We start from the raw sequence: 4,631 nt of genomic DNA, 5'->3' as shown, positions 1-4,631 counted from the left end.
CGTCGGGGGCGGCGGGGCGGTGGGGCAGGACGCCGGTGACGGGCACCGGGCCGGTCGGCAGGCTCACTCGCGCCCCAGGTCGCGGTGCAGGACGCGCACGCCCACCCCGGCGCGGCGCAGGCGGGCGCCGAGCTCCTCGGCGATGGCGACGGAGCGGTGCTTGCCGCCGGTGCAGCCGAACGCGACGGTGGCGTAGCGCTTGTTCTCGCGCCGGTAGCCGGCCAGGACGGGTTCGAGGGCCCCGGCGTAGCGGTCCAGGAAGGGCAGGGCGCCCTCGGCGGCGAGGACGTACTCGGAGACGGGGGCGTCCTGCCCGGTCAGGGGCCGCAGGTCCGGCTCCCAGTGCGGGTTGGGCAGGAAGCGCACGTCGGCGATGTGCTCGGCGTCGGCGGGGGTGCCGTACTTGAAGCCGAAGCTCATGACGGTCACGCGCAGGTCCTCGGTGCCCTCGGCCTCGAACAGGGAGGCCACGAGGGCGCCGAGCTGGTGGACGTTGAAGGAGGAGGAGTCCACGACGACGTCGGCGCGCGAGCGCAGGTCACCGGTGAGGGCCCGCTCGCGCGCGATGCCGTCGACGATGCGGTCGTCGCCCTGCAGGGGGTGGGGCCGGCGCACGGACTCGAAGCGGCGCACCAGGACCTCGTCGGTGGCGTCGAGGAAGAGCACGCGCGGGGAGACGTGGCGGGTGTCCAGGGCGGCGAGGGTGCCGGTGAGCTCGGCGAAGAAGCTGCGCCCGCGCACGTCGACGACCACGGCGATGCGCGGCACGGACAGCCCGGCGCGGGCGGCGAGCTCGGCGAGCGGCTCGAGCATCTGCGGGGGCAGGTTGTCCACGACGTACCAGCCGAGGTCCTCCAGGGCCTTGGCGGTGGTGGAGCGCCCGGCGCCGGACATGCCGGTGATGACGAGCAGCTCGGTCCTGCGGGGACGGGCGGCGGCCTCGCCGGCGGGGGCGTCGGGACGGTCGTCGGCCGGGGGTTCCACGGGTGTCATCCTGTCACCCCGGGCGTGTCGCGCGCGACGAGGCCTGCACGCTCCGCTGTCGCTGCGTGACGTGACGTGGCGCAGCGTGGGCGGGCGGGCGCACCGGCTGCACCGGCTGCACCGGGCCCGCCCGCCCGGGCTCACCGGCCGCGGGCGCCGCCGGCGTCCGGCCGGCGCATCCGCAGGCGGCGCTCGGCGCCCAGGGTGAAGTAGTCGGCCGGGCCGCCGCCGCGCAGCAGCGGGTCGGCGGCGAGGGTGTCGAAGACGCCGTCGACGAGCAGGCGCTCGTCGATGTGCACCACGACCACCTCCCCGAGCACCAGCCAGGCGTCGACCTCGCGCCGGGCGGCGTCGGTCAGCCGCAGCACCCGGGTGACGCGGCACTCGAACGCGACGGGGCTGCGCGCCACGCGCGGGGCGGCGACGAGGGTGGAGGGTGCCGCCTCCAGCCCGGCGAGCTCGAACTCGTCCACCTGCGGGCCCACCGGCGCGGAGGTCTCGTTCATCGGCGCGGCGAGCGCGACGGAGGCGAGGTTCCAGACGAACTCCCCCGTCGCCTCGGCGTTGGCGGCGCTGTCCTTGTACCCGGTGCTGGAGAAGCCCACGATCGGCGGGGCGTAGTTGAAGAGGTTGAAGAAGCTGTAGGGCGCGAGGTTCCTGGTCCCGTCGGCGGCCAGGGTGGACACCCAGCCGATGGGTCGCGGCGCCACGATGGAGTTCAGCGGGTCGTGCGCCAGGCGGTGGCCCTCGCGGGGTTCGTAGGAGTGCACGCGCGGCGACGCTACCGGTCAGTCGAGGAGCTCCCCGGTGGTGGTGTTCACCGCCGGCTCGGGCGCCGGGGCGCCGGCCAGCGCCTCCACGACGGCGGCGGCGGTGCGCGGGCCGAAGCCGGGCACCGCGGCGACCTCCTCCACGGTGGCCGCGCGCAGCTTCTTGACGGAGCCGAAGTGCTTCAGCAGCGCCGCCCGGCGCGCCTGCCCCAGCCCCGGCACGCCGTCCAGGGCGCTGGTGGTCATGGAGCGGCTGCGCTTGGAGCGGTGGTAGGCGATGGCGAAGCGGTGGGCCTCGTCGCGCACGCGCTGCAGCAGGAACAGCCCCTGGCTGGTGCGCGGCAGCACCAGGGGGTGCTCCTCGCCCGGCAGCCACACCTCCTCCAGCCGCTTGGCCAGCCCGCACAGGGCGACGTCGACGACGCCGGCGTCGGCCAGCGCCCGCGCGGCGGCGTCCACCTGCGGGCGCCCGCCGTCGACGACGACGAGGTTGGGGGTGTAGGCGAAGCGGCGGGGCCGGCCGGTGTCGGGGTCGAGGCCGGCGGGCGCGCCCGGGTCGAAGCCGCCGTCGACCTCCACCGCGCGCCCGACCTCCACCGCGGGCCCGCTCTGCAGCGCGGGCCCGTCGGCGCCCGGGCCGTCCTCGAGGGCGGCCTCGGCCCGCCCGGCGACGAGGGCGGCACCGTCGTCGCCCTCGGCGCGCGCGCGCCTGAAGCGGCGGGTGAGGACCTCGCGCATGGCGCGGGTGTCGTCCACGCCGCCCTCGTCGCCGCGCACGCTGAAGCGGCGGTAGTCGCCCTTGCGCGGCAGGCCGTCCTCGAAGACGACCATCGAGGCGACGACGTTGGTCTCCTGGGTGTGCGAGACGTCGAAGCACTCGATGCGCAGCGGCGCCTCCTCCAGGCCGAGCGCCTCCTGCAGCTCCTGCAGCGCCTGGCTGCGGGTGGTCAGGTCGCCCGCGCGGCGCGTCTTGTGCAGGGCCAGGGCCTGGGAGGCGTTGCGCTGCACCGTCTCCAGCAGGGCGCGCTTGTCGCCGCGCTGGGGCACGCGCAGGTCCACGCGCGAGCCGCGCAGCTCGCTGAGCCAGTCCTCCACGTCGGACTCCACGGTGGCCGGCAGGTGCGGCACGAGGACCTCGCGGGGCACGGACTCGCCGGACTCGCCGCCGTAGACCTGCAGCAGCAGCTGCTCCACGAGCTCGGCGGGGCCGACGTCCTCGACCTTCTCCACGACCCAGCCGCGCTGGCCGCGCACCCGGCCCCCGCGCACGTGGAACACCTGCACGGCGGCTTCCAGCTCGTCGTCGGCGAACGCGAACACGTCCGCGTCGGTGGCGTCGGGCAGGACGACGGCGGACTTCTCCAGCGCCTTCTGCAGGGCGCCGAGGTCGTCGCGCAGGCGGGCGGCCCGCTCGAAGTCCAGCTCGGCGGCGGCGGCGCGCATCTCCTGCTCGGTGCGGCGCACGAAGCGGGCGGTGTTGCCGGCGACGAAGTCGCACAGGTCCCCGGCCAGGGCGCGGTGCTCCTCGGTGGAGATGCGGCCCACGCACGGCGCGGAGCACTTGTCGATGTAGCCGAGCAGGCACGGGCGGCCCGTCTGCGCCGCGCGCCGGTACACGCCGCTGGAGCAGGTGCGCACGGGGAACACCCGCAGCAGCAGGTCGACGGTCTCGCGGATGGCCCAGGCGTGCGTGTAGGGGCCGAAGTAGCGGGTGCCCCTGCGCTTGGCGCCGCGCAGGACCTGCACGCGCGGCACCTCCTCGCCCATGGTGACGGCCAGGTAGGGGTAGGACTTGTCGTCGCGGTACTTGACGTTGAAGCGCGGGTCGAACTCCTTGATCCAGGAGTACTCCAGCTGCAGGGCCTCGACCTCGGTGGACACCACCGTCCACTCCACGCTGGCCGCGGTGGTGACCATGGCCATGGTGCGCGGGTGCAGCGCGGAGAGGTCCTGGAAGTAGTTCGCCAGGCGCTGGCGCAGGCTCTTGGCCTTGCCGACGTAGATCACCCGCCCCTGCGGGTCGCGGAAGCGGTAGACGCCGGGCTCGTCGGGGACCTCCCCCGGCTTGGGGCGGTAGGTGGCGGGGTCGGGCACGCCTAGAGGCTAAGCCGACGCACCGACGCGCCCGGCGGTGGCTCCGGGCGCCGCTCAGCGCACGGGCACGGGCACCCGGGCGGCGGCGGCGCGGCCGGCGGCCAGCCCGTCGCCGGCGCCGGGCACGGGACCGTCCGCGGCGCGCACCAGGCCCTCGGGCAGGGCGGCGTCGGCCTCGCCGCCGGGCACCGGCACGCTGGCGGGCAGGTGCAGCACGACGTCGTCGAGGACGCGCACCGGGCCCGGCACGCCGAGGGCGGGCAGCTCCGCCTCGACCAGGCGGCGCAGGCCCGCGTCGTCCAGGGCGGACAGCTCGTCGTGGCCGGTGCTGCGCAGCTCGGCGCGCAGGACGGCGCCGGACCGGCGGGCCAGGGTGCGCGGGCGCCAGGCGCGCGCGGAGGTCAGGCGGACGGTGCGCAGCCCGCCGGCGGCGGTGGGGTCGACGGTGACGTCGTGGGCGGCGGGGCCGACCACGGCGCCGTCGGCCGCCTCCACGAGCAGGTGCACGAGGTGGGTGTCCAGGCTGCGCGAGAGCGCGACGGCGCCCGGCGGCAGCAGGCGGCGGTGCCCGGGCAGGGCGTCGACCACGGCGCGGCAGGCGACGCGGTGCTCGCCGTGGGCGTCGCGCACGCGCACGGCGGTCACGCGGCCCCCCTGGACCTCCAGCCCGGCGGCGGTGGCCCCGAGCAGGACGGTGGCCCCGCGGGTGCGCAGGCGCCGGACGAGCTCGGCCCACAGGGCGCCGGGGCCGGCGGCGGGGCTGAGGACGTCGTGCTCCACGGG

The 4,631-nt window shown here is 76.7% G+C and carries 3 protein-coding genes and 1 pseudogene; all 4 read right to left on the bottom strand.

Translation table 11 applies throughout. The annotated features are described in order from the left end of the window. Positions 1–63: 63 nt before the first annotated feature. The gene (rapZ, locus tag GTR00_RS15015; RefSeq protein ID WP_166612409.1) at positions 64–993 is read right to left on the bottom strand and encodes an RNase adapter RapZ; all 930 of its coding nucleotides are present in this window, start codon (positions 991–993) and stop codon (positions 64–66) included. A 131-nt stretch (positions 994–1,124) separates the two neighbouring features. Beyond that, on the bottom strand, positions 1,125–1,754 hold the full coding sequence (locus GTR00_RS15010; RefSeq protein ID WP_166612408.1) for a flavin reductase family protein: 630 nt from the start codon (positions 1,752–1,754) through the stop codon (positions 1,125–1,127). An 18-nt stretch (positions 1,755–1,772) separates the two neighbouring features. Next, a complete protein-coding gene (gene uvrC / locus GTR00_RS15005; RefSeq protein WP_166612407.1) occupies positions 1,773–3,848 on the bottom strand; it encodes an excinuclease ABC subunit UvrC in 2,076 nt (691 codons plus the stop codon). A gap of 54 nt (positions 3,849–3,902) precedes the next feature. Next, positions 3,903–4,631: pseudogene (locus GTR00_RS15000) on the bottom strand (hypothetical protein); the annotation flags it as partial.

The organism is Kineococcus indalonis (assembly GCF_009906395.1).
Lineage (GTDB): Bacteria > Actinomycetota > Actinomycetes > Actinomycetales > Kineococcaceae > Kineococcus > Kineococcus indalonis.
The sequence above is the reverse complement of the archived record's forward strand: the minus strand, read 5'-3'. Positions and strand labels throughout refer to the sequence as shown.

Coding starts and splice junctions, on each gene's coding strand:
- rapZ (WP_166612409.1), bottom strand. CDS start 993: ATGACACCCGTGGAACCCCCGGCCGACGACCGTCCCGACGCCCCCGCC.